Origin of the sequence: Campylobacter showae (assembly GCF_900573985.1) — a bacterium.
Lineage (GTDB): Bacteria > Campylobacterota > Campylobacteria > Campylobacterales > Campylobacteraceae > Campylobacter_A > Campylobacter_A showae_E.
Map to the genome: position 1 here is coordinate 264,835 of NZ_UWOK01000001.1, position 21,959 is coordinate 286,793.

General features: G+C 46.8%; 18 protein-coding genes. 9 read left to right on the plus strand and 9 right to left on the minus strand.

Annotation, left to right across the window (positions count from 1 at the left end):
- Positions 1-313 precede the first annotated feature (313 nt).
- From purN to tig, 7 genes are read right to left on the minus strand one after another with little or no spacing between them, the layout of a single operon-like run.
- Positions 314-895: a phosphoribosylglycinamide formyltransferase gene (gene purN, locus EE116_RS01385; protein ID WP_122872922.1), complete on the minus strand. Its 582-nt coding sequence runs from the start codon at positions 893-895 to the stop codon at positions 314-316.
- Positions 877-2,298 carry an NAD(P)H-hydrate dehydratase gene (locus EE116_RS01390; protein ID WP_122872923.1) on the minus strand — a complete coding sequence of 474 codons (1,422 nt, stop codon included), beginning with the start codon at positions 2,296-2,298 and terminating at the stop codon, positions 877-879. Before EE116_RS01390 ends, purN begins: the two co-directional genes overlap by 19 nt.
- Positions 2,295-3,815, minus strand: coding sequence for a YifB family Mg chelatase-like AAA ATPase (locus tag EE116_RS01395; protein ID WP_122872924.1), 1,521 nt, complete (start codon positions 3,813-3,815; stop codon positions 2,295-2,297). The genes EE116_RS01390 and EE116_RS01395 overlap by 4 nt, the downstream gene beginning before the upstream one ends.
- On the minus strand, positions 3,812-4,324 hold the full coding sequence (gene def / locus EE116_RS01400; protein WP_122872925.1) for a peptide deformylase: 513 nt from the start codon (positions 4,322-4,324) through the stop codon (positions 3,812-3,814). Before def ends, EE116_RS01395 begins: the two co-directional genes overlap by 4 nt.
- Positions 4,321-5,373, minus strand: coding sequence for a GGDEF domain-containing protein (locus tag EE116_RS01405; protein ID WP_122872926.1), 1,053 nt, complete (start codon positions 5,371-5,373; stop codon positions 4,321-4,323). The genes def and EE116_RS01405 overlap by 4 nt, the downstream gene beginning before the upstream one ends.
- 10 nt (positions 5,374-5,383) lie before the next feature.
- Complete coding sequence (gene clpP, locus EE116_RS01410) at positions 5,384-5,974, minus strand: ATP-dependent Clp endopeptidase proteolytic subunit ClpP (protein ID WP_122872927.1); 591 nt, start codon at positions 5,972-5,974, stop codon at positions 5,384-5,386.
- Positions 5,974-7,290 carry a trigger factor gene (gene tig / locus EE116_RS01415; RefSeq protein WP_122872928.1) on the minus strand — a complete coding sequence of 439 codons (1,317 nt, stop codon included), beginning with the start codon at positions 7,288-7,290 and terminating at the stop codon, positions 5,974-5,976. The genes clpP and tig overlap by 1 nt, the downstream gene beginning before the upstream one ends.
- 139 nt (positions 7,291-7,429) lie before the next feature.
- Between tig and folE the strand changes: the two genes are divergently transcribed.
- The 8 genes from folE to EE116_RS01460 all read left to right on the plus strand — a co-directional run bounded on the left by folE (position 7,430) and on the right by EE116_RS01460 (position 18,366).
- Positions 7,430-8,032 carry a GTP cyclohydrolase I FolE gene (gene folE / locus EE116_RS01420; RefSeq protein WP_122872929.1) on the plus strand — a complete coding sequence of 201 codons (603 nt, stop codon included), beginning with the start codon at positions 7,430-7,432 and terminating at the stop codon, positions 8,030-8,032.
- Positions 8,032-9,336, plus strand: a complete 1,305-nt coding sequence (fliI, locus tag EE116_RS01425; protein ID WP_122872930.1) for a flagellar protein export ATPase FliI — start codon at positions 8,032-8,034, stop codon at positions 9,334-9,336. Before folE ends, fliI begins: the two co-directional genes overlap by 1 nt.
- Positions 9,337-9,751: 415 nt before the next feature.
- Entirely contained in the window at positions 9,752-10,255 is a 504-nt protein-coding gene (locus EE116_RS01430; protein WP_241091611.1) for a hypothetical protein, read from the plus strand.
- Between the two features lie 378 nt (positions 10,256-10,633).
- Complete coding sequence (locus EE116_RS01435; protein ID WP_122872931.1) at positions 10,634-11,812, plus strand: NifS family cysteine desulfurase; 1,179 nt, start codon at positions 10,634-10,636, stop codon at positions 11,810-11,812.
- A 338-nt stretch (positions 11,813-12,150) separates the two neighbouring features.
- Positions 12,151-13,143: an iron-sulfur cluster assembly scaffold protein gene (locus EE116_RS01440; protein ID WP_122872932.1), complete on the plus strand. Its 993-nt coding sequence runs from the start codon at positions 12,151-12,153 to the stop codon at positions 13,141-13,143.
- A gap of 318 nt (positions 13,144-13,461) precedes the next feature.
- Entirely contained in the window at positions 13,462-13,881 is a 420-nt protein-coding gene (locus tag EE116_RS01450; protein WP_122872933.1) for a TOBE domain-containing protein, read from the plus strand.
- Positions 13,882-14,081: 200 nt separating this feature from the next.
- Positions 14,082-16,337: a TonB-dependent siderophore receptor gene (locus EE116_RS01455; RefSeq protein ID WP_122872934.1), complete on the plus strand. Its 2,256-nt coding sequence runs from the start codon at positions 14,082-14,084 to the stop codon at positions 16,335-16,337.
- A 262-nt stretch (positions 16,338-16,599) separates the two neighbouring features.
- On the plus strand, positions 16,600-18,366 hold the full coding sequence (locus EE116_RS01460; protein ID WP_122872935.1) for an ABC transporter ATP-binding protein/permease: 1,767 nt from the start codon (positions 16,600-16,602) through the stop codon (positions 18,364-18,366).
- 72 nt (positions 18,367-18,438) lie between these two features.
- Here EE116_RS01460 and EE116_RS01465 read toward each other — a convergent pair whose 3' ends face one another.
- Both EE116_RS01465 and EE116_RS01470 read right to left on the minus strand, forming a co-directional pair.
- On the minus strand, positions 18,439-18,777 hold the full coding sequence (locus EE116_RS01465) for a hypothetical protein (protein WP_122874416.1): 339 nt from the start codon (positions 18,775-18,777) through the stop codon (positions 18,439-18,441).
- A 211-nt stretch (positions 18,778-18,988) separates the two neighbouring features.
- Entirely contained in the window at positions 18,989-19,519 is a 531-nt protein-coding gene (locus EE116_RS01470) for a chemotaxis protein (protein WP_122872936.1), read from the minus strand.
- A 151-nt stretch (positions 19,520-19,670) separates the two neighbouring features.
- Here EE116_RS01470 and EE116_RS01475 point away from each other — a divergent pair, with 151 nt between their 5' ends.
- A complete protein-coding gene (locus EE116_RS01475; protein WP_122872937.1) occupies positions 19,671-21,917 on the plus strand; it encodes a nitric-oxide reductase large subunit in 2,247 nt (748 codons plus the stop codon).
- The last annotated feature ends 42 nt before the right edge of the window (positions 21,918-21,959 follow it).

The window sequence follows — 21,959 nt, forward strand, 5'->3', positions numbered from 1 at the left end:
TACGGTTTTTTAGCAATACTTGCAAGCAAGAAGGCAAATTGCGATCAAATTTGCAGACGTATTTCGAGATCAAATTTAGCGCAAACACCCGCCGCCAAATTTGATTTTTAATTTTAGCAAGCGCCGCTAAAATACTGTATTAGAGCAAAATCGGCCAAATTTAACGTTTTTGATGTTTTAACCGCCAAGCAAAATTTGCAACGCGCGATGATTTCGCAAATTTACATTCTTAAATTTGACGCAGTGTAAAAACGAGTGCAAAATTTTAAATTTTAGCAAGACTTAAAATGCTCATAAATTTAGTCGTTAAATTTTACTCTTTACCCGTCAAAATTTGCACGATAGTTTCAGGTAAAATTTCATGCTCTATCGCGTGGATTTTTGCTTCAAATTCCTCAAGGCTCATCCCCGCGCTCTTTTCAAACGCGCGCTGAGCGATGATTTTGCCGCCGTCTAGCTCCTCGCTCACCCAGTGCACGCTCACGCCGCCCACCTTCATATCGCTCTCAAAGCTCTCTTTTATCGCGTGCGCGCCCTTAAAAAGCGGCAACAGCGACGGGTGCAAATTTATCGCGCGAATCTGCCTCGTAAAAACGGGCGTAAGGATGCGCATAAAGCCAGCAAGCACCGTTAGATCGACGTTTGCGCGCTTGATTTCCTCTACGACCGCGGCGTCAAACTCCTCTCTCGAGGCAAAATTAACGTGCTCGGTAACGACGCTTTGCAGGCCGTATTTTGCGGCTTTTGCTATGCCGCCTGCGTTAGCTTTATTTGTTAGCGTTAGCGCGACCTCGATCTTGGTTTCGCCAAAAACTTTGCCGTGCAGATTCTCTAAAATCGCCTCCAAATTTGAGCCGCCGCCACTAAATAAAACCGCTATTTTTTTCGTAAGCATTTGAGTCCTTTGATGATGTCCGCGGCTGTGAGCGCGTAGTCGTTGATTTTGATTTCGCGGGCGGCTAACGCGTGAGCCAGCGTCCCGCTGATCGCGGCATTTAGCGGGTCGTAACTCTGCGCCAGTAGCCCCGCGATGATACCGCTTAGCGCGTCTCCGCTACCGCCTTTTGCGAGTGCGGCGCTACCGTGCGTCATGACGTAAACCTCGCCGCCTTGCGCGATTAGCGTATTTGCGCCCTTTAACACAAGCACACATTTAAAATTTCTGCTAAAAATTTGAGCGAGTTTGAAGCGATTTTTTTGCACTTCGCTAGCGTCAAATTTGCCAAGATTTGCAAGCTCTAGCAAACTCGCAAACTCCTTTGGATGCGGCGTTATCACGACGTTTTTGCTATTTAAAAGCTCAAGCGTGCGCGGCTCGTGGCAAAGATCGGCATCGATAACGAGCGCGTCTTTTGTTTTTAGCTCGCTAAAAAGCTCATTCTTTTGCGCCTCGTTAAGCTCGCCAAGCCCCATGCCGACGGCTCCGACTCGCATTTTGGGCGTTATGCGCTCGCTTTGCATTAAAACGGGTTCAATATTTAAATTTTTCCCCACGACGCTAACAAGTCCCGCACCGATAGTTAGCGCGGCAAGTCCCGCTATACGCGCCGCTCCGCCCTTTTCGCCGCTAACGACAAACACGTGGCCAAAGTCGCCCTTGTTAGCGTTTTGCTTAGTGCGAAAGGGCAAATTTAAATCGCTCTTACCGAGTTTATAAAAGCTCGTCCCCGTCTCGTACAGCTCGCGGGGAAGGCCCAAATTTGCGACCTTTACGCGCCCGACGAAATCCTTTGCAAAGTCGCTATAAAGCGCCAGCTTTAGCGCGCCCATCGTCACGGTCGTGTCAGCCTTAAAAACCGATCCTTGCGACAAACCGTTTTTATCAAGTCCGCTTGGGATGTCGCAGGCGAGCTTGTAGCCGGGCTTTGCGTTTAGTAGATTTATCAAATTTATCGTCCGATCGTCTAACTCGCGGCCAAGTCCGGTTCCGAAAATCCCATCGATGATGCAGTCAAATTCGCCTACTTCCGTCAAATTTGAGATCAAATTTACGCCGCATTTTAGCGCCCTTGTTAGTTCTATTTTTGAGATTTCGTTTTGTTTGTCGCTCGCTAACAAAGCAAAACAATCAAATTTGCCTTGCAAAAGCCGAAGCGCAGCAAGTACGTCTGCACCGTTATTTCCGCTACCGATAACGCCTAAAATTTTACGTCGTTTTTTTGAGGATTTTTTAAACCTGGTTCGCACAGCGTTAGCTAACGCATTAGCGGCGTTTTGCATCAAAACTTCGGTGCTAAGCCCAAACTCGCTCACGGCTCTAGCGTCGAGCTCTGCCGTATCCCAAAATAGCTTTTTCATGCGCCCTCCTGCTTCACTCGGTAGCTCAAAGCCTCCAAAATATGTGGTTTTTTGATGATGCGCGAGCCCTCGATGTCGGCGATCGTGCGAGCGACTTTTAGGGTTTTATTGATAGCGCGGCGGCTGAGCGAAAACCTCTGCGTTGCATTATCTAGCACGCCGCTCGCCTCGTCGTCGCAAATGCAAAATTTAGCAATCTCTTCGTCGCTAAGCTTGCCGTTTAGCTCGCTTTGAGAGCGCGAGATTTGCGCCTCAAAGACGCGTAGCACGGTATCTTGCATAGATTCGCTCGTGACGTCGCTTTTGTCGCTTGCGGCCACCTCGTCCATCTGTACGTGAAGGTCGATGCGGTCTAGCACGGGCGCCGAGATGCGCGATTTATAGCGTTTGATCTCAAACTCCGAGCATTTACACTCTAGATTTTTAGAAAGCAGATTGCCGCAAGGGCACGGGTTCATCGCGGCTACGAACATAAATTTGGTCTCATACGTGACCTTTGAATTTACGCGCGAGATGTTGATTTTATAATCCTCCAGCGGCTCGCGCAGACTCTCTAAAATTTGCGGCGCAAAGTGCGGAAGCTCGTCGAAAAATAGTATCCCGCCGTTAGCCAGCCCAACCTCGCCGATCCTAGCCGAGCTCGATCCGCCGCCAAAAATAGAGCTGCGCGTGCTCGTGTGATGAGGCGAACGAAAGGTGCGAAGGGCGGAAAATTCGCTCTCCTGCTGATTTAGCGAGCTATAAGCGCAGCTGAGCAAAATCTCATCCAAGCTTTGCGGCGGCAAAATGTAGCGCAGGCGCTTGGCGCTCATGCTCTTGCCGCATCCGGGGCTGCCCTCAAAGATAACGTTGTGCATACCGCAAGCAGCCACCAGGCAGGCTCTTTTTGCTCTGCTTTGGCCTTTTACGTCGCTAAAATTTAGCTCGAAATTTTGGTTTTTTACGAAGCTTTTTTCGCCGATTTTGATTAAATTTGAAAAAAGCGGATGAACGGCGCCGACCTTGCGCGAGGCGGCAAACTCTGGCTCGAGAAAAAATTTGATCGCCTCGGCTAAATTTGAAACGGCGTAAATTTCTAAATTCGGTATCGCGCCGGCTTTTTGCGCTATCTCTTGCGGGATCAGCACGCGAGAGCCGGGCGCTTTCGCGCTCAAAAAAAGCAGGATAGAAAACAGGCTCGCCGTGCTTTTGACGCCGCCGTCAAGCCCAAGCTCGCCGAATACAAAAATAGGCTCAAAGTCGCGCTCTTTTTGCAAGGCTATTAAAAGCGCGATAGGCAGATCAAAGTGACTGCCTGATTTTGGCATATCGGATGGGGATAAATTTATGATGATTTTTTGCGCAGGGAAGGAGAAATTTAACGACAAAAGCGCCGATTTTACGCGCTCGGCGCTCTCTTTTATCGAGGCACCCGCAAGACCCACGATATTAAATGAGGGCAAACCGCGGTTAAAGCTGGACTCGACGTCCACAAGCCGTAATTCGTCATTATAAGTGGCGCATTTTAGGGCTTTCATGCGTTTTTTTGCTTTTTATACTCTTTGTCAAATTTTTTGCGTTTGTTGTAGCCGATACGCTCGATAAAAAGGTGCCCGTCGAGATGATCCATCTCGTGCTGGATCGCGACCGACAAAAGCCCGTCAGCCTCGAGCTCTTGGCGCTCGCCGAAGCGATCTTGATACTCTAGCGTTATAAACTCGGCTCTTTTTACGTCCTCGTAGTATCCAGGTACGCTCAAACAGCCTTCTTGATAGATTATCTCGCCCTCTTTACGTAAAATTTTGGGATTTATGATTTCTAGCAGATCCTCTTTGCGCTGCTCTTTGCTCTCTTCGTCGACTAAATTTATGATCAAAATTCGCTTAGCCTCGCCCGTCTGGATAGCAGCTAGTCCGATGCCGTTTTTAGCGATCATGGTCTCATACATATCGTCTAAAAATTTATGCAAATTTTCGTCAAAAACTTTCACTTCAAGCGATTTGACGAAGAGTTTTTTGTTCGGATAGGTTAGGATTTCTAGTATCATTTTTCAGTCTTGTCCTCTAGTACAAAAAAGTGTTCGCCGTCTCTGCCGGTGTTTACAAGCGAATCAAGCGCCAAGGATAGCATCTCCTCGATAGTTTTTGTCATGTTTAGATCAAAAGTGACTACTTCCATATCAAACTCGTATTTCTCTCCATTTAGCATGAAAGAGGTGTCGTAAAACATATCTGTTATACGCTTGCAGGCTTTTTGTGCACCGCTTATGTCGGTATGCTTCATCAGCATAGCAAAACATCCGCCACCGTAATGCGACAAGATATCGCTGCGCCTCGATGTACGAAGCAACATGCGAGAGATATTTTTTAAAACGGCCAACTTGCCTTTTGATCCGATACCGTCCAGCGCGCTATCCTTTGGTTTTAGCAACATTACGGAGGATTTATAGTCGTATTTTTTTATATTTTCAGACTCGATACCGAGCGTCTTGAGGAAAAATTTTCTATTATATACGTCAAATTTTTCATCATATATAGACTGTTCTTCAACCAGCTTAAAAACCTTACTAATCTCTTCGTAGCTCGTTTTAATAACTTCTACATGTTTATCCATTAGCGAATTTAGTTTGCTTAAGTCTTCGTTAAAGGAGTTAAAAACGCTTTGGATCGTGATTAAATTTACATTTGGATCTAGGCTTTCCGAGCGTTTTTTAATAATAGTTTTTAAAACTCCCAAATTTTTATATATGAGCGCAACGGCCTGTAGCATGCTTTTTATCTGCATAAAGCTATTTTTGACCTCGCGCTCGATATTGATTTGTCTATCGTCCTCGAGTTTGCCGATCTCGTCTTCGATCTTTATGATCTCGCCGACTTTTTTCTTAAAGTCGTCAGACTGCTTTTCAAGCATCTTTTCAAAAAAAACGGTGTAGTTTTTCGGGATCGATGGGATATTTTCCTCGGTTAGTTCTTTTATGATCGCCTCGGAAAAACCGTAAATGTTAAACTCGTCCTTTTTAGCTTTTGCGCCTACTTTTTGAGTAGACGCGTTATTTGCCGCTACGTTTTCGCTTTTTTTGTTGTCTAACTTTATCAAATTCTACTCTTTACTTAAAGCTTTTCTCCAAAACTTTATCTATAAGCCCGTATTCTTTGGCTTCTGCAGAGCTCATGAAAAAGTCCCTGTCGGTATCTTTTTGGATTTTAGCTAGTTTTTGACCCGTATTTTTAGCTAGGATCGCGTTTAAAATCTCTTTCATACGCAAGATTTCCTTCGCCTGGATCTCTATATCCGTCGCCTGTCCGCGCGCGCCGCCTAAAGGCTGGTGGATCATGATGCGCGAGTTTGGCAACGCATAACGCTTGCCCTGCGCGCCGCAACTAAGCAAAAACGCGCCCATAGACGCTGCCTGACCGATGCAGATCGTGCAGACGTCGGGCTTGATGTAGTTCATCGTATCGTAAATGCTAAATCCGCTCGTTATCACGCCGCCCGGACTGTTTATATATAGATATATGTCCTTATCCGGATCTTCAGCCTCTAAAAACAACATCTGAGCCACGACCGCAGACGCCATGCCGTCCTCGATCTCGCCGCTAAGCATTATTATGCGGTCCTTTAGCAGGCGCGAGTAGATGTCGTAGCTTCTCTCGCCCTTGCTCGTGCGCTCGATGACGTAGGGGATGTAGTAGCTCATTACTCCGCCTTTTTCTCTTTCTTATCGCTCTTTAGCGCAAACATCTCGTTAAATAGCTTCTCCTCGATCATCGACATTTTGATCGCAGGTAAAATTCCTTGATTTTTATAGTTTTCAAGGTGCTGTTTCGGATCTACGCCCGAGCGATACGCTTCAAAATACACCGCCTGGATCAGCTCTTGATCGCTTACTTTGATATCTCTGCGGCGCGCTAGCTCGTCTATTATAAACGTCAGCTTCACGCTTTTTACGGCGTCGTCGCGGTATGTCTCGCGCTGTTTAGTTAGAGCGTCTTTATCCTCTCTAAATTTAGCCATCTGCTCAGGCGTAAAGCTGCTCCAAGCACCGCGGAACTGCATATCCATCTCTTGCTCTACGATGTTTTTCGGCACGTCGAAGTTAAATTTAGCCACGATCGCGTCAGCAAATTTAGGCTTTAGCTCCTCGTTTACGTTTTTAGCGTGCTTCTCGGCTTTGATCTGCTCTTTTAGTCTCTCTTCAAATAGCTCGACGCTTACCTTTTCCTCGCCCGGCATGATGCGTTTTAGCGTCTCTTCGTCGATCTCTTCAGGCACTTTTTTGCCTTGGATTTCGTGTAGCTTTACTTTAAACGTCGCGTCTTTGCCCGCAAGGTGTGCAGCGCCGTACTCGGCCGGGAATTTAACCTTCACGTCACGCTCTTCACCGACTTTTAGCCCGATCATGCCGTCCTCAAAGCCCGGTATAAACTGACCTGAGCCGATTTCTAGCAGGTAGTTTTCGGCTTTGCCGCCCTCAAACGCAGCGCCGTCTACGAAGCCCTCGAAGTCAAATTTAGCAAAATCTCCCTTTTCAAGCGCCTCTTTTTCCACTTTTTCTAGCGGAGCCATCATTTTTAAAATTTCGTTTTTTCTCTCGTCGATCTCTTTTTTAGTTACGCGCGGAGTGCTGACGCTTTCTATCAACTCCTCGTAGCCGTCGATGTTTATAACCGGTTTAAACGATAGCTCGATCTCCGCGTCTATCTCGTTTTCGCCTCTATCAAATTTAGTCACGATCGGCTCGCCGATAACCTCTTCAAATTTTCTATTTAGCTCTTTTAGTCCAGCGTCTATGACGTCTTTTAGCGCGTCTTGCTCGGCATCGGCGGTTAGCTCTTTTTCGTAACGTTTTAGAACTACGTTTACAGGCACTTTGCCCGCTCTAAATCCGTCTATTTTCATATTTTTCGCAGCTTTTTTAGCAGCGTTTTCGAGTTTGGATTGTACGTCCGCGCTCGGTATTTTCGCACTTAGCGAAGCGTTTACGGCGTCGATCGCCTTGGTTTTGATTTGCATTAAATTCCTTTAAAAAATAAAAATTTCCTAGAGTGTAGCAAAATTTTCCTTATTCATAGTATAAATTTAAGCGCGCGAAAGGCGAATTTCAGTAAAATCGTTTATCAAATTTAAATAACGAAATTAATCAGGAACGCAAATGCAAGAAAATTTAAAAAATGAGAATTTAAAAAAAGAAAAGTTTGAAAGCTGCGTCGAGCAGATGCTAAATTTAGTCGGCGAAGACCCGCACAGAGAGGGGCTGGTTAAAACTCCCGAGCGCGTTTTTAAAGCTTATGAGTTTTTAACGAGCGGCTACTCGCAAGACCCCAAAGTCGTGCTAAACGACGCGCTGTTTGATAGCTCAAATAACGAAATGGTACTCGTGCGCGATATCGAATTTTACAGCCTTTGCGAGCATCATTTGTTGCCGTTTTTCGGGCGCGTGCACGTGGCCTACATCCCAAATCACAAGGTCGTAGGCCTTAGCAAAATCCCGCGTATGGTAAATATCTTCGCTCGCCGCCTGCAAATCCAAGAGCAGCTCACCGAGCAGATCGCCGAAGCCGTGCAAGACGTCATCAAGCCAAAAGGCGTGGGCGTCGTCATCGAGGCGCGCCACATGTGCGTTGAGATGCGAGGCGTGGGCAAGATCAACTCGACCACGACCACGTCGGCACTGCGAGGTTGCTTTTTAAAGAGTAGCGAGACTAGACGTGAGTTTTTCTCCCTTATAAATTCGCACAAAGAAGTGAGATTTTAGTGAATTTAGATAGCTTAAAATCAAAACTGGGGGCAAATTTATCTCTTTCTAGCGTCTTTGGCGTGATCGAGCGAATTTCTGCTACGACGATAGAGATCTCGGGACTGCGCCCTAGCATCGGAGATATCGTGCAAATTTGCGCTAAAGACAAGAGCAAAAGCGGGCTAGCGATGGTGACCGAGGTGCGGCAAAATACCGCGCTCATCTCGCCCTTTGGCTTCGTAGAGGGCTACAAAATCGGCGACTTCGTCTATCAAAGCGACCAAGGCATGAAAATCCCCGTGGGCGACGCTCTTTTGGGCCGAGTGGTGGATCCTTTTATGAACCCAAAAGACGGCAAAGGCGCGATCGCCGCAACCGAGTACGCACCGATAATGCGCGCTCCGATCGATGCTATGAAGCGCGGGCTGATAGATGAAATTTTTAGCGTCGGGGTTAAAAGCATCGACGGGCTGCTAACCTGCGGTAAAGGCCAAAAACTAGGCATTTTCGCGGGTTCTGGCGTAGGTAAAAGCACGCTCATGGGCATGATCGTAAAAAACTCGCAAGCTCCGATCAAGGTAGTCGCCCTCATCGGCGAGCGCGGCCGCGAGGTGCCGGAGTTTATAGAGAAAAATTTACGCGGCGATCTAAGCGGAACCGTCGTCATCGTAGCCACTAGCGACGATAGCCCGCTGATGCGAAAATACGGCGCCTTTTGCGCGATGAGCGTGGCAGAATACTTCAAAAACCAAGGCAAAGACGTACTTTTTATCATGGATAGCGTGACGAGGTTTGCCATGGCGCAGCGAGAGATCGGGCTGGCGTTAGGCGAACCGCCGACGTCCAAGGGCTACCCGCCATCCGTACTCACGCTACTACCTCAGCTGATGGAGCGCGCTGGCAAAGAGGAAGGCAAGGGCAGCATAACGGCCTTTTTTACCGTGCTTGTAGACGGCGACGATATGAGCGATCCGATAGCCGACCAGAGTCGCTCGATCCTAGACGGCCACATCGTGCTTAGCCGCGAGATGACGGACTTTGGTATCTACCCGCCTATAAACATCCTAAACTCCGCCTCGCGCGTAATGAGCGACATCGCGACCAAAGAGCACAGGGCAAACGCCGCCAAGCTAAAGCGCCTCTACTCGCTCCTCAAAGAAAACGAAGTGTTGCTACGCATCGGCGCGTATCAAAAAGGCAGCGACAAAGAGCTAGACCTTGCCATCTCGAAAAAAGAATTTATAGATAACTTCCTAAAACAAGACGCCGAAGAGGGCTTTAGCTTCGAGCAGACGCAGGAGCTATTAAGCGGGATAAATTAGTCAAATTTACGAGTAGCTCAAATTTGACCTATTTGCCGAGATTTTTATAAATTTGCTCCAAATTTTATCCAAGCGCGGCGGTCTGCGGCTCAATTTGAAGCTCAAATTTATGCTTTTGCCGTAAAATTTGCCCCGCCAAAATGAATTTAAGCGTATCCGTTTTCGTCAAATTTAACGAGCCGGATCTAATCTGGCAGATTAAAAAGCATTAAATTTAAGATAAAATTTGCGCAAGCGATACAGGATCAAATTTGAACAGAAACTACGACGCAAACCCGCTGATTTTACAGGATGATTTTTACCGCATCGCGGTCGGCTGCGCATTTTTATTTATCATTTGATATTTCTGATATTTTTTAGCGGCATGGTAGATTGGCAAAGCGGCTCATTTTGGGAAGTTTTTAGGGCAGAGGCAATGCGAGACCCTAGGTTTGCTTCGATGTTTGGTAGCGGTATTCTTATGAATATTTTAGCCGCCGACCTAATCAAAAAACTCAAAAATCCCTCGCTCGTTTACCTTTACGAAGATAAAATTTTCCAAACCAAAAAGGGAGTAACGATAAATTTGACGGATGTCCGCGAAATGCGAAAATCGCCCTATCAAATTTTAGGAACGATACCGAAAAATCCGCTTTCCTCGATAGTGATCCCGTTTATGTTCGTCTTGGCCGCATTTGTTTTTTATGCACTGATTTTTTTCGCCAAATGCGTGCTCAGAGCCTTTGACAAAGACGTAAATTTAAGCTACTTTTGCAACCTTGCCCTGTTTAGCCAAACGAGCGTTATAAATATTTATTTCATCTCAAAATCAGACTACGCCGCGGTGCGGGAGTATTTTAGGGCGAAACTGGGCTCCGATATCGCGGACGCGCATTGGACGATCAAATTTTACGATGCCAGAAACATTCAACAGATTTAAATTTGACGCTTGTTCTCGTCTTTATCACGCGTCAAATTTAACTGAGCAAAGATACAAATTTATCCCGAGTCGGTGCAAAATTTGGATTATTTTCGCCAAATTTTCACTCAAGATGCGAAAATTTTAATTTTTAAATTTTCTAAAACCTTAAGAAATCAAACTAAGTTTAGGATATATTTTATCTTTTTATATCAAATTTGGCCGAAACGGCGATGTTTTGCTTATTTGATAAGGAATTTCAATATATAAACTCTATCAAAAACCGCTTAAATTTGAAAAAACTAAGCTAAAATTTTAATCAAAAATTTATAAAATTTGTTATATTATCGTCACGAAAATAAAAGGGATAAAATATATCCTAATTGATAAAGGTCAAGCGTGAGAGTATATCTAGACAACAATGCCACGACGATGGTCGATCCCGAAGCTTTCGAGCTCATGAAGCCGTTTTTCTGCGAAAAATACGGTAACCCAAACTCGCTTCATAGGTTCGGCTCCGAGACGCACCCAGCGCTTCGCCGCGCGATGGATCAGCTCTATGCTGGCATAAACGCGAGCGATAACGACGACATCGTGGTCACGGGCTGCGCTACCGAGAGCAACAACTGGGTGGCCAAGGGCGTATTTTTCGATCATATATTAAATAAAGACAAAGATCATGTCATCGTTAGCGCCGTCGAGCATCCGGCGATCTCGGCGACTTTCGAGTTTCTCAAAAAGTACGGCGTGCGCGTGAGCCGCGTGCCCGTCAACGAAAACGGCCTGCTCGATCCAAACGACCTAAGAAAGCTCATCGACGACAAAACCGCGCTCGTTAGCATCATGTGGGCAAATAACGAAACGGGCACTATTTTCCCGATAAAAGAGTGTGCGGCGATCGCTCACGAGCACGGCGCGCTATTTCACACCGACGCGACCCAAACCGTCGGCAAGATCAAGATAAACGTGCGCGAGATGGGCATGGACTTTATGAGCTTTTCGGCGCATAAATTTCACGGACCAAAGGGTGTAGGCGGCCTGTATATCAAGGACTCGCAAAAGCTAACAAGCCTGCTTCACGGCGGCGAACACATGGGCGGCAGACGCAGCGGGACGCTTGACGTCGCTGGCATCGTCGGCATGGCGCAAGCGCTGGAAAACAGCAACAAGCTAATCGAGTTTGAAAATCTGCACGTTAGACGTCTGCGCGACAAGCTCGAGGACGCGCTGCTAGAGCTACCCGACGTCTCGGTCGTGGGAGAGCGCGCTCACAGGCTGCCAAACACCATCCTGGCCGCCATAAAAGGCGTCGAGGGCGAGGCGATGCTGTGGGATCTAAATCAGGCAGGTATCGCGGCGTCTACGGGCTCGGCGTGCGCGTCCGAGACACTAGAGAGCAATCCGATAATGGAAGCAATCGGAGCTAGCAGCGATCTGGCGCATACGGCGCTAAGGCTGTCGCTGTCGAGGTTTAATACCGAAGAAGAGATCGAGTATGCGATAGAGCATATCAAAAAGGCGGTGGTGAGGCTAAGGGGTATTTCAAGCACGTACGCCTATAACCCTAACGGCAAGTAACGGCTTGTCTTTTCCTTTATACGTCGTTAGAAATTTCGCCGAAGCTCGGTTACGTATTTCATATACGCGCCCTCGCTCGGCTCATTTCCGCCTCGTCTAAAGAAAAAATACGGCGCCTTATCGTTTTACATTCAAATTTGAGGTTAAATTTGATTGAAATTTGAGCTTTAGAAGTTCAAATTTGAGTTAAATAAAAAGTGCAAGCTGAAGTATTTTGAGATGATTTTTGGGGTTGCGTAGATAAAATTTAGCGTAGGCTGGATAGATAGTCCGCCGAGCTAAATTTTAGCCAGCTCCGCAAAAAGCGCTCAAAAGACGAAGCGCAAAAAAGGAATAAAATGGCAAAAAATAATCTAATAGGCGGTTCGATTTGGGATGAGTATTCTCAAAACGTCCAAAACCGCATGAACAATCCCAAATTTATGGGTGAGATAACGCAGGACGAGGCAAAAGCAAGAGGCGGCAAGCTTATCGTGGCGGATTTTGGCGCGGAGAGTTGCGGCGACGCAGTGAGGCTGTATTGGCTCGTGGATGAGAAAACCGACCGCATCATGGACGCTAAATTTAAGAGCTTTGGCTGCGGTACGGCGGTGGCTAGCTCAGATACGATGGCTGAGCTTTGCATCGGCAAGACCGTGGACGAAGCGGTCAAAATCACAAACATCGACGTAGAAAAAGCCATGCGCGATACCCCAGACGTCCCAGCCGTTCCGCCGCAAAAGATGCACTGTTCGGTCATGGCCTACGACGTCATTAAGGCCGCGGCGGCGCAGTACAAGGGCGTAGATCCGGAGCATTTCGAGGACGAGATCATCGTGTGCGAGTGCGCGCGCGTGAGCCTAGGCACGATCAAAGAGGTCATCCGCCTAAACGATCTACACACGGTCGAGGAGATCACGCAATACACCAAAGCAGGCGCCTTTTGCAAGTCCTGCGTGCGCCCGGGCGGACACGAAAAGCGCGAGTATTATCTCGTCGATATCCTCGCAGACACCAGAGCCGAGATGGAACAGGAGAAAAAGCAAGCCGTCATCGACGCACAGGTTTCGGGCAAATTTGATGACGTGAGCTTTGAGAGCATGACCGTCGTGGGTCAGCTAAAGGCCATCGAGAGCGTCATAGATAGAGATATTCGCCCGATGCTGATGATGGACGGCGGTAATATGGAAATCCTCGATTTGCAAAAAGACGCCGAGGGTAAATTTGACGTCTATATAAGATATATGGGTGCTTGCAGCGGCTGCACGAGCGGTGCGACCGGCACGCTATATGCGATCGAAAACGTGCTTCAAGAAAACCTCAGCCCAAATATCCGCGTCCTACCTATCTGATCTGCTTTAGACGGCAAATTTGACGCGGCTTAGGGCTCAAATTTGCATTAAATTCGGGCGGTTAAATTTAGCCGCCCTGCTCTATTTTCACTCAAATTTACCCCAAAACCCATTTGCCCCGAATTCCAATTTACGAAATTAATTTTTTCTACTTCATTTATCAAAATACCTAAAATTCCGATAATCGTTAATGTATGCGTTTTTAGTAATAAAGTTGTATTTTTGCATATTTGTTTTTTAAGTTTTATGAAAGTATAAGTTGTTAATATTCGCTCAGATTTTAATACGAAATCAAATTTAATCACAAAGGAAAACATAATGTTTAGCGCAAGAAATCAACTGTCAGCACAAATCACAGAGGTAAGAGAGGGAGCGGTAAACTCTCTAGTAGTAGCAAAGCTACAAGGTGGAGAGACTGTAAAAGCAACCGTAACCGTAGATAGCCAAAAGGCTCTAGATCTAGTAGCGGGTAAAAAGGTAGTTTATCTATTTAAAGCTTCTTCTATCATAGTAGCTAAAGGCGAGAACGGTCTAAAACTAAGCGCTACTAACCAACTAAAAGGTAAGGTAGTAAAAGTAGTAGAGGGTGCGGTAAACGCTGAAGTAGATATCGAGATAGCTGGCGGAGATAAGCTAAGCGCTATCATCACTAACGAGTCTGCTAAAAACCTAGCTCTAAAAGCAGGTGATGAAGTAACTGCTATCATCAAAGCTAGCCATATTATTATAGGTGCTTAATTCTTTCAGTAGCGAGCGTTTTATGGCGCTCGCTATTTAAAATTTGATCCAAATTTATATCGCTTAACCCAAAATACTAAATTTATCCGCTCAAATTTAACCCCTGTTTTGTCTGATTTAGCGCTTGTTTGCTCTTTATTTTTTCTTAAATATTTTGATATATAATTCGCCTAATCATTATCAATATTAAGGAGAAAATTTTGAACGCTCAATGCAAATTTGTAGGTTTATCTATGTGCCTTGCTTGCTCACTCTACGCAGTCGATGCGAACCTCGGCGAGGTGACCGCCTACGGTAAAACAGACATCTCAGCCACCGAGGGTACGGGCTCATATACGACGCAAAACATGAACACTGCGACGGGTCTTGATTTAACTATCCGCGAAACGCCGCAAACCGTCACCATTATCCCCGATCAGCTCGTTAAAGATCTAAATTTAAACGACGTAGATAAGGCGCTAAGCTATGCGCCGGGCATTACGACTACGAGCAGGTTTGGCATGAATCTACCGATGTCTAGAGGCTTTAACATCGATAACATCCAAGAAGACGGCATGCAGTCCACCACCGCGCTTGCTGCGCAGGGGCTCTATGGCCAGTCCAAAGAGCATACCGACATGGCGTTTTATGACCGCGTGGAGGTACTTCGCGGCGTGGCGGGTCTGACACAGAGTAACGGCGAGCCCGGCGGCACGATAAATTTAGCTAGAAAGCGTCCGCAAAAGACGTTCGGAGCAAATTTATCCCTAGGTATAGGCAGCTGGGATACATACCGTAGCGTAGCAGACGTGACGGGCGGGCTAAACTCCGACGGCTCCGTCCGAGGCAGAGTAATCGGCACTCTTGGCAAGGATGGGTCGTTTAGGGATATGAAAGGCAACAAAAGAGGCGCAGTCTCTGCGATGATAGAAACCGACATAGGCGACTCCACGAACGCGCTTGCCGGGATAATCTACCAAAAAAGTAGAGGCGTCTACGATCCGTTTGGCGTACCGGTTGTAGGCAAGAATGGCGAGGAGTTAAATTTAAACCGCAAAACGACCTTTATATCAGACTGGAGTCGCGCGATCTACGAAAAATATAACCTATTTTTAGATCTTGAGCACTATTTTAACGACAGCATCAAGGCTTATGCCAAATTTAACTATACCGATAGCAAAAGCACTCTCAAATTCGGCGGCTGGCACGGAGTAAATCGCGATCCGATTACCAGATATATCGGCTACGACAGATACTACAACGCAAGTAAAGAATTTAGCTTTAAAACCGGTATCGACGCAAACTATGATTTATTTGGTCAAAATCACGACTTTTTCACCAGCATTACGATGTCTCGCGAGACCTTCACGCAGCACGACAGAGATGTATTTACGGGCGCGGCAAATCTCACCTATAATACCTTCAACAAAGGCCTCATAAATAACGAACCAAACTGGGGAGATATGACGGCTCTTTGCGCGCTGGGTACCAACTGCTACAATCTACACTATAACACTAAAATTTACCAACAAATGTTTACGATCGGCACTAGGTATAACTTTAGCGACGACTGGCATTTACTCCTTGGCGCTAGATACTCGTGGTTAAAGAGAAATAGCACTACCGATAACTACCGCCGAGGCACGCATACGGTCGCGCAAGAGGTCAAAAAGCACAAACTAACGCCGTATATCGGCCTTACGTGGGATTTTGCCAGAGATCACTCGCTGTACGCCAGCTACACCGAGATATATAAGCCCCAAACTGCTACCGATAGAAATGACGAGATACTGAAGCCTATCGTGGGCTACAACGCCGAGATCGGTCTAAAGTCCGAGTTTTTTGACGGCGCGCTAAACACGACTGTAGCGCTGTTTCAGATCGAGCAAGAAAATCGCGCGATACAAGACTACGAGTACTACGTCGCCACGAATAAAAACAGAAGCGTAGCCGAGGGTAAAGTACGAAGCCGCGGCCTTGATATCGAAGCAAACGGCGCGATCACCGATAGATGGAAAATTTTCGGCGGATATACGTATAATAAAAGCGAATACATGAAAGACGAAACGCACAATCCTACAAGTGTCGACTACCGCAAAGGCGCAAATGCTAAGCCTTGGATACCAAAACATATTGTCAAGGTCTACACAAGCTACGAGCTGCCTCTAGTCGCGCAGCAAAAGCTAGTCTTTGGCACGGGCGTACGCTATCAGACCAAGACCAACAACATGTACTCAAGATACAATATCACGACCGGCGCGTATTATCCGGCTAACGACATCCCGGACCAAAAGGCCTACGCGCTATGGGATGCGAATATCGCGTATTATTACGACAAGCACTTTAACGTAAATTTATCCGTCAAAAACATAACCGACGAGAAGTATTTTATCAATCAAAATAACCGCGTGGCCGGACAAAATAACTTCTACGGTGAGCCTAGGAACTTTATGGTGACGTTTAATTACGCATACTAATCAGGCTATTGCGCACCTGCTTTTCGGACTTAGCTAGGCTCGTAAAATTTATAAATACGAGCCTCTAGCGTAAATTTGTCTTGCTTATTTACGGAGCTAAATTTGCTCAAATTTAACCTTTCTCGGCTTGCGGAATACGAATTTACTCGTCCGTAAAGCGCGATTAAATTTGCGGTAAAATTCGAAAGATAAATTTCTGCGCAAAAGTCATAATGCGCCGTCAAGCAAGGCAGACGAACATAAAATTAAAAAAAGGCTAAATTTGCAAATTTTAAAGAAATTTTTCATCATCGCGGGTTGGTTTTGGACGGGCAAGCGCTCGCTAACGGCGTGGGCGATGCTGGTCGTGACGCTGGGAGCTAGCCTAGCCATCGTCAAAGTCGCGACGCTAATGAACGCATGGGATAAAAAATTTTATGACGCGATCGAAAAATTTGAAAAAGATCTCATGCTCCCGCTTGTGGGCGAATTTCTCGTCTATACCGCCGTTATCGTGCTTTTTATCGTGATCGGAAACTGGTTTAAAAAGCTACTCGTAATCTCGTGGCGCAAAAGTCTAAGCGAAGAGATGGAAAATTTATGGCTAAAAAACGCAAATTTTTACCGCTTATCCGCGGTCGCGGGCTTTGATAACCCGGACCAGCGTATCGCCGAGGACAGCCTCCTGCTCGCCGACAAAAGCGTAAATCTAATAAAATCCATGGTTTACAACCTTTCCAAGCTTTTTGCCTTCACCTTTATCCTCTGGGAAGCATCAAAGGTACTGCACTTTAGCGCGTTTGGACTCGAGTTTGCGCTGGAGGGCTTTTTGGTCTACGTCGCGCTCATCTATACGCTCATTAGCTCGCTAATCACGCACCTCATAGGCCGCAGCCTAAAGCGCCTAAACTACGAAAAACAGCAGGTTGAGGCCGACTACCGCGCAAATTTGCTCATCACTCGCGAAAATGCCGAAGCCGTCGCGCTGATGAATGGTGCCGGCGCTGAAAAATCGCGCTTTAGAGCGAGCTTTAGCGAGGTCGTGCGCAACTGGCGCGTCATCATGAACACCGAGTTTCGCCTCGAGTGCTTTTCGGCAAGCTATCTAAAGGTCACGAATCTCATCCCGATTTTCGCCTGCTTGCCCCTTTACTTTGCGCACGCGATGACATTTGGCGATATGATGCGGGCGCGCTCGGCGTTTTATAGCGTGCAGGACGGCTTTGCGTGGTTTATGGACTATTATAAACAGATCATGGAGTGGGCAGCAAGCGTAGAGCGCGTGTATAAATTCATCGAGATCGCGCAGGCAGCGGACTCCAAGGTCAAATTTGGCGCTAAAATTAGAGAGCAAAACAGCAACCTTGACGGAGTGAACGAATCCGCCCAGGCAACGGCGGCAAATTTGGCACAAGATAAATTTAAGAGCGTTAAATTTGACGAGAACTGCGAACAAAACGAGCTAAGGTGTACAGATTTACAAATTTTTACCCCGAGCGGCGAAAGGTTGGTTTGCGGGTTAAATTTGAGCGTAAAAAGCGGCGAATGGGTGCTGCTACGCGGAGCTAGCGGAACGGGCAAAAGCAGCGTATTTAGGTATATCGCGGGCATCTGGGGTCACGGCTCGGGCGAGGTTTGCGTACCGTGCGGGACTATGAGCGTACCGCAAAAGCCGTTTTTAGCGCGCATGAGTCTAAGGCGGCTTATCGCGTATCCTAGCGATTTGCAAGGCGCCGATGCCGATTTTGAGGGGATTTTACGGCGCGTACGGCTAGAGAAATTTATCTTTGAGCTAGACGAAGTTAAAGACTGGGGCAAGATTTTAAGCGGCGGCGAAGCGCAAAGGCTTGCGTTTGCGAGGGTTTATTTTGCTAGGCCTGCATTTTTACTGCTTGACGAGGCCACTTCGGCGCTTGATGGCGCACTGGCAAAAGAGCTTCTTGTTAATCTCAAGCGCGACTTTCCGAGTCTTGGCGTGCTGATGATTACGCACCAAGAGGAGCTTAAATTTATCTTTGACAAGGTTATCGATATCGGCTTTGGCAAGTGAAATTTCAAATTTGCCCTCAAATTTACGCGACAAAATGCAAATCGTTTCGTTAAGTTAAAAGCGAAATTTAGCCTAAACGGTCTCCCAAAATCTTGGCTTCGTTTTGATCGCGTCCTGATTTTTCTCTCGTAAAATTTGCAAAAACTCTTTAAAATTCGGCATAAAAATCGAAACGGCGGGCGCGAATTTATATTCGGCCGAACCGTCTTGCTCAAACTCGTCCGCAAAACAAATCCGCCAAATTCTAGCGCTATTGATGCGCGTTTTCGTGCCCTCAAGCGCTAAAATTTGCTCAAATTTATACCTCGCCGCAAGCTCCTGCCCTCTAAAAACGTAGATGTAGTTTTGATCAAACCAAAGGTTCTCGTATGAGATGAAAAACCTCTCCAACCAAAGCAAAAACGGCCGCACGGAAAGCCTTTTTATTGCGCCCTCTTCGCCGATTTCGTTTACGGCGGCGAGTTGGCGTCGGCTAAGTTTGCTAGGGTTGCGCCAAAATATCGTCCAAGCAATCCCGCCAAAAAGCAAGATGTTAAAAGTTATGATTAAAATTTCGGTTATTTTTAAAATTTGAGTCCTTTCAAAAATGCAAATTTAACCCCTGCGTCGCTTGCGGCCAAGCTTAAGCCGCATTTTTACCACCGTTAAATTTAGCGCCTTTAAATTTGAGTTCGCCGCAAAATCTCTTGCCAAATTTCGCCTCGACTATAAGAACTAGCACGAAAAATATCTTTTCGTCGTTTAAAAAAGCGATTTGGCGCAAAGTTTGATCGGCACCGTTAAATTTGACGCCGTTTTCGCGCAAGGTGCGGCAAAACTCAGTCTCGTCAAAACCAAGCCTTTGCGAGATCTCAGCGATCGTATAGGGCTCGAGCGATGCGATGATGCGGTCCATGTTGCACATGCTCGGGTTTTTGCGGCGAGTGACGACGTCTATGAATTCATTTGCGAGTTTGATGAGCTTTTTTTTGCGATTTATCACGTGCAAAACGGCCGCGAGCGCAACCAAAAAGCCCGCGAATTTATGTGCGCCCATCCAAAATTCGCCGTACTCTCCGAGCGCGAAATTTACCCCCGAAAACGCGAGCAGACAAAGTCCCAAAATCAGCATGCAAATGAGGCAAAATTTATAAACGATCTCAAATTTAAACATAAAATCCCCTAAAATATATTTTTGAAATTATACATTTTTTAATATAAGGCATATTTTAAGGACAAATTTAATCCTTTTATTGATATACATCATTTTTGCGAAAATTTATTTTGGATAAACTTTATCCGAATTTTTCAAAAGGAGACAAAGTATGCGTGAATACAAGAAGTATTGGTGGGCGCTAGTGGCTGTTGTTACTATCGCCTTCGGGATACTCGGCTATTACGGCGTAGAGGTTTATCGCGAAGCGCCGCCGGTAGTGAGTTTTGCCGATAAAAACGGCAAAATAATAGTCGAGCAAGAGCAAATTTATAAAGGCCAAGAGGCCTGGCAAAGCATCGGCGGTATGCAGGTGGGCTCGGTGTGGGGACACGGAGCGTATCAAGCGCCTGACTGGACGGCTGATTGGCTACATAAAGAGCTAGTCGCGTTTATGGATATAAAGGCAAATCAGCTTTACGGAGCCAAATTTGACGCTCTAAGCGCCGAGCAACAAGCAAACATCAAGGCTCTAACAAAGAGCGAATACCGCACGAATACGCTAAAAAACGGCGTTATAACGATCAGCGACGAGAGGATCGCGGCGGCAAAGGTAGTGCGTGATGAGTATAACGGGCTTTTCGGTAACGATCCGAAATACCAGAAGCTACGCGAAAACTACGCGATGAAAAACAACACGCTGGCAAAAGAGGAAAACCGCGAGCAGCTAAACGATTTCTTCTTCTGGGCGACCTGGGCTACGGCGACGAATCGCCCAAATAGCGAAGCTACGTACACGAACAACTGGCCGCACGAGCCGCTAATCGACAACGTCCCGACGCAAGAAAACGTATTTTGGACGATTATTAGCGTTACAATTTTGGTTGCGGGCGTGGGTTTACTAGTTTGGTTTTCAAATTTCTACGGCGAAAAAGATCACGAGAAACTCGCTCCTATCGACGCCGATCCGCTTTCAAAGCTAAATTTAACTCCGTCTCAAAAGGCGCTTGGCAAATACCTTTTCGTAGCACTCGCGCTATTTGTTTTCCAGATCATGATAGGCGGCTTCGTGGCGCACTACACGGTCGAGGGGCAGGAGTTTTACGGTATAAATTTATCCGAGCACATCCCGTACTCTTTGGCGCGCACTTGGCACATCCAGGCGAGCATTTTCTGGATCGCGACGGGCTTTTTGGCGGCCGGGCTTTTCCTAGCGCCTATCATCAACGGCGGCAAGGATCCTAAATTTCAAAAACTAGGCGTGGATTTGCTTTTCTACGCACTGCTTTTCCTAGTCGTGGGTAGCTTTATCGGCGAGTACATGGCGATAGCGGGTAAGATGGAAACGTCTACTAGCTTTTGGCTTGGTCACCAAGGATACGAGTATATCGAGCTTGGCAGGGTTTGGCAGCTTATTTTGTTTGTCGGTCTTGTTATCTGGATGGCGCTCGTGCTTCGCGGATTCGTCGGCGGATTTAAGGCTGATGGGGATAAAAACCTGCTAGCTATCTTTACGGCTTCTGCTATCGCGGTGGGACTTTTCTACGGCGCGGGACTATTTTACGGTCAAAGAAGCCCGCTACCTGTAATGGAATACTGGCGCTGGTGGGTCGTTCACCTTTGGGTCGAGGGCTTTTTCGAGGTGTTTGCGACCGCGTCGCTTGCGTTCGTGTTTGCCTCTTTGGGTCTAGTGGGTAAAAAATTTGCGACTTACTCAACCTTGGCAAGCGCTAGCTTATTTCTTATCGGCGGTATTCCTGGCACCTTCCACCACCTTTATTTTGCGGGAACTACCACTCCGATCATGGCGGTGGGCGCTAGCTTTTCTGCGCTTGAGGTCGTGCCTTTGGTGCTTCTTGGAGCAGAGGCCTTTCATCAGTATTCGCTTCAGTTTGCGCAAAGCTGGGCGAAAAACCTCAAATGGCCGCTTTACTGCTTTATCGCGGTTGCGTTTTGGAATATGCTGGGCGCGGGCGTGTTTGGCTTCCTTATCAACCCGCCGCTATTTTTGTTCTACATCCAGGGTCTAAACACCACTTCGGTGCACGGACACGCGGCGCTGTTTGGCGTTTACGGATTTTTGGCGCTAGGTTTTGTTTGGCTCGTGGCGCTTTACCTTTTCAAAGGGCAAGAGTTTAACGACAAGCTGATGAAAGTAGGCTTTTGGTCGCTAAACGCGGGACTAATGCTGATGATCGTGGCGTCGCTACTTCCGATCGGTCTTTATCAGGCAGTCGCTGCGATAGATGTGGGCATGTGGTACGCTAGAAGCGCGGAGTTCTTGCAGATGGATCACTTGCAAAATTTACGCTGGCTAAGGATGATCGGCGATACGATCTTTATCATCGGCGGCGTTTGCTTCTTTATCCAGATTCTTAAATTTATCGCGGGAAGCTGCGGCTGCAAGGCCAAAGCCTAACCCTTCTAAGCCCCTGCTTTAGGGGCTTAGCTTATTATAAAC

Coding starts and splice junctions, on each gene's coding strand:
- purN (WP_122872922.1), bottom strand. CDS start 895: ATGCTTACGAAAAAAATAGCGGTTTTATTTAGTGGCGGCGGCTCAAAT.
- EE116_RS01390 (WP_122872923.1), bottom strand. CDS start 2,298: ATGAAAAAGCTATTTTGGGATACGGCAGAGCTCGACGCTAGAGCCGTG.
- EE116_RS01395 (WP_122872924.1), bottom strand. CDS start 3,815: ATGAAAGCCCTAAAATGCGCCACTTATAATGACGAATTACGGCTTGTG.
- def (WP_122872925.1), bottom strand. CDS start 4,324: ATGATACTAGAAATCCTAACCTATCCGAACAAAAAACTCTTCGTCAAA.
- clpP (WP_122872927.1), bottom strand. CDS start 5,974: ATGAGCTACTACATCCCCTACGTCATCGAGCGCACGAGCAAGGGCGAG.
- tig (WP_122872928.1), bottom strand. CDS start 7,290: ATGCAAATCAAAACCAAGGCGATCGACGCCGTAAACGCTTCGCTAAGT.
- folE (WP_122872929.1), top strand. CDS start 7,430: ATGCAAGAAAATTTAAAAAATGAGAATTTAAAAAAAGAAAAGTTTGAA.
- EE116_RS01430 (WP_241091611.1), top strand. CDS start 9,752: ATGCGAGACCCTAGGTTTGCTTCGATGTTTGGTAGCGGTATTCTTATG.
- EE116_RS01440 (WP_122872932.1), top strand. CDS start 12,151: ATGGCAAAAAATAATCTAATAGGCGGTTCGATTTGGGATGAGTATTCT.
- EE116_RS01450 (WP_122872933.1), top strand. CDS start 13,462: ATGTTTAGCGCAAGAAATCAACTGTCAGCACAAATCACAGAGGTAAGA.
- EE116_RS01470 (WP_122872936.1), bottom strand. CDS start 19,519: ATGTTTAAATTTGAGATCGTTTATAAATTTTGCCTCATTTGCATGCTG.
- EE116_RS01475 (WP_122872937.1), top strand. CDS start 19,671: ATGCGTGAATACAAGAAGTATTGGTGGGCGCTAGTGGCTGTTGTTACT.